This window comes from Alkalimonas sp., from assembly GCF_020831925.1.
Classification (GTDB): Bacteria; Pseudomonadota; Gammaproteobacteria; order Enterobacterales; family Alteromonadaceae; genus Alkalimonas.
This window is the reverse complement of sequence record NZ_JAFIFQ010000118.1, coordinates 1-2,549: the sequence shown is the minus strand read 5'-3', so window position 1 is coordinate 2,549 and position 2,549 is coordinate 1. Positions and strand designations below refer to the sequence as shown.

Sequence of the window (2,549 nt, the reverse complement as noted above, 5' to 3'; positions counted from 1 at the left end):
CGAGCGCGAGATTATATCTCAAACCTCAGCACTCTGTAAAGCACAGTCGCTTCGATGCTTAAACCTGAGATGCCAGAGAAGCCTGGTTCAGGGCAATGCCTGCACCCATGGTCGAAGAAATCGTTACTTTTTTGATGAAAACACCTTTAGAAACAGATGGCTTAGCACGCTTCAGTGCCACCAACAGAGCTTCCAGGTTTTCTTTCAGTTTTTCTGCGTCAAAATCCACTTTACCGATGGTGGTATGGATGATGCCGTTTTTGTCGTTGCGGTAACGAACCTGACCAGCTTTGGCGTTTTTCACCGCTTCAGCTACGTTTGGCGTCACAGTACCAGTTTTCGGGTTTGGCATCAGACCACGCGGGCCTAAGATTTGACCCAGAGCACCGACCACACGCATAGCGTCTGGAGAAGCGATCACCACGTCGAAGTTCATTTCACCTTTTTTGACCTGCTCGGCCAGCTCTTCCATCCCTACGATGTCAGCACCGGCAGCTTTAGCAGCTTCAGCGTTGGCACCCTGGGTGAACACAGCAACACGAACATCACGACCGGTACCGTGTGGCAGTACAGTTGCACCGCGAACGTTTTGGTCAGATTTACGAGCATCGATACCCAGGTTGACAGCAACATCAACGCTTTCAACGAACTTAGCGGTAGCCAGTTCTTTTAGCAGAGTCACAGCATCCTGAAAATCGTATTCGCGGGTCGCATCTACTTTTTCGCGGATCAGTTTTGCGCGCTTAGATAATTTAGCCATGTCTTAACCCTCCACTACCAGGCCCATTGAACGAGCAGTACCAGCGATGGTACGCACGGCAGCTTCATGATCTGCAGCAGTCAGATCCGGCTCTTTCAGTTTAACGATATCGTCGATTTGCGCTTGGGTCACCTTACCAACTTTCTTGGTATTTGGCTGACCAGAACCGCTCTTCAGACCAGCGGCTTTCAGCAACAGGAACGATGCTGGTGGCGTTTTGGTTTCGAAGGTGAAAGAACGATCGCTGTACACAGTGATCACGACTGGGATTGGCATGCCTTTTTCCATGCTATCTGTTCTGGCGTTAAAGCCTTTACAGAATTCCATGATGTTAACACCGTGTTGACCCAAAGCTGGACCTACTGGTGGTGACGGGTTTGCCATACCGGCTTTAACCTGCAATTTAATTAATGCAGTGACTTTCTTTGCCATAGTACACCTCTGTTTCGGGTCTTAGCCTTGTAAATGCGAGGACATTTACTCAAGCGGCTCCCCTTGGTTAAAAAGGCCGCAGATCATAAAGCAATCTGCGGCCGGAATCAATGACTATAAATTAAGCTTTTTCGACCTGACCAAATTCCAGGTCAACCGGCGTTGAACGGCCGAAGATAAGCACCGAGACTTTAACCCGGCTCTTCTCGTAATCGACTTCTTCTACCACGCCATTGAAATCAGCGAATGGACCTTCGGTAACACGCACCACTTCACCGGCTTCAAACAATGTTTTCGGCTTCGGCTTGTCGGCGTTGTCTTCCAGGCGGTTAAGAATGATGTTGGCTTCTTTTTCAGAAATAGGCGCTGGACGATCCGAGGTACCACCGATGAAACCCAGCACGCGTGGCACGCTTTTGACGAGGTGCCAGCTTTCTTCGCACATTTCCATTTGCACCAGCACGTAACCGGGAAAGAACTTGCGCTCTGACTTGCGCTTTTGGCCGGCACGCATTTCTACCACTTCTTCGGTAGGAACCAGCACATCACCAAACTTATCTTCCATCTGGTGCATCTTGATGTGTTCACGCAAAGAGGTAGCAACCTTTTGCTCAAAGCCAGAAAAAGCTTGCACCACATACCAGCGCATTTTACCTGCCATGATTAAACTCCTACCCCGGTGAAGAATGAAACAATACGCAACAGAATTGCGTCCAGGCCCCAAAGGATTAAACCAACAATCAGGGTGGCGATCATCACAATAATGGTGGTTTGGGTGGTTTCCTGGCGGGTTGGCCACACCACTTTACGCACTTCGGTACGAGCATCTTTGGCAAACGCAACGAAGATTTTTCCTTTCGCTGTCTGTGCCGCGACCAGACCTGCGCCGGCGACCAGTACCACGATGGCAATTGCACGCTCTAGGGTGCCAAAGTCAAAAATATAATTGCCGACCACGACCAATGACAGCAGGACAAAAACGACCAGCCACTTTACCGAATCCAGACTGCTTTTTGGGGTTTCACTCGTTGCACTCATGCTTACTTTCACCTCAGCTCGGCTTCACCGATACACATCTTCAACACAGCATTGACGCTGCTGTGGAAAGGTTGGCAGGGGCAGAGGGATTCGAACCCCCAACCGTCGGTTTTGGAGACCGCTGTTCTACCAATTGGAACTATGCCCCTGCAAAAACGGTTTACTGCTTTTAGGCAGTACTCAAAATAGCCGCTCATTATACTGCCTTCATAGGTGAAGGCAAGCCTAACGAACGGCATTCAAAGCTTTTTCCGTCTCAGACTGAAAAAGGCCCCTTACGGAGCCTTCTTCATACACCTACGTAAATTACGCGATGATT

The 2,549-nt window shown here is 49.5% G+C and carries 4 protein-coding genes and 1 tRNA gene; all 5 read right to left on the bottom strand.

Features of this window, described 5'->3' with window-relative positions; translation table 11 throughout:
* Positions 1-58: 58 nt before the first annotated feature.
* The 5 genes from rplA to JJU14_RS16445 all read right to left on the bottom strand — a co-directional run bounded on the left by rplA (position 59) and on the right by JJU14_RS16445 (position 2,379).
* Positions 59-760: a 50S ribosomal protein L1 gene (gene rplA, locus JJU14_RS16465; protein WP_228614803.1), complete on the bottom strand. Its 702-nt coding sequence runs from the start codon at positions 758-760 to the stop codon at positions 59-61.
* 3 nt (positions 761-763) lie between these two features.
* Complete coding sequence (gene rplK / locus JJU14_RS16460) at positions 764-1,192, bottom strand: 50S ribosomal protein L11 (protein ID WP_228614802.1); 429 nt, start codon at positions 1,190-1,192, stop codon at positions 764-766.
* Positions 1,193-1,313: 121 nt separating this feature from the next.
* Positions 1,314-1,853: a transcription termination/antitermination protein NusG gene (gene nusG, locus JJU14_RS16455; RefSeq protein WP_228614801.1), complete on the bottom strand. Its 540-nt coding sequence runs from the start codon at positions 1,851-1,853 to the stop codon at positions 1,314-1,316.
* A gap of 2 nt (positions 1,854-1,855) precedes the next feature.
* Positions 1,856-2,230, bottom strand: a complete 375-nt coding sequence (gene secE, locus JJU14_RS16450) for a preprotein translocase subunit SecE (RefSeq protein WP_091345542.1) — start codon at positions 2,228-2,230, stop codon at positions 1,856-1,858.
* Between the two features lie 72 nt (positions 2,231-2,302).
* A tRNA-Trp gene (locus JJU14_RS16445) sits at positions 2,303-2,379 on the bottom strand.
* Between the last annotated feature and the right edge of the window lie 170 nt (positions 2,380-2,549).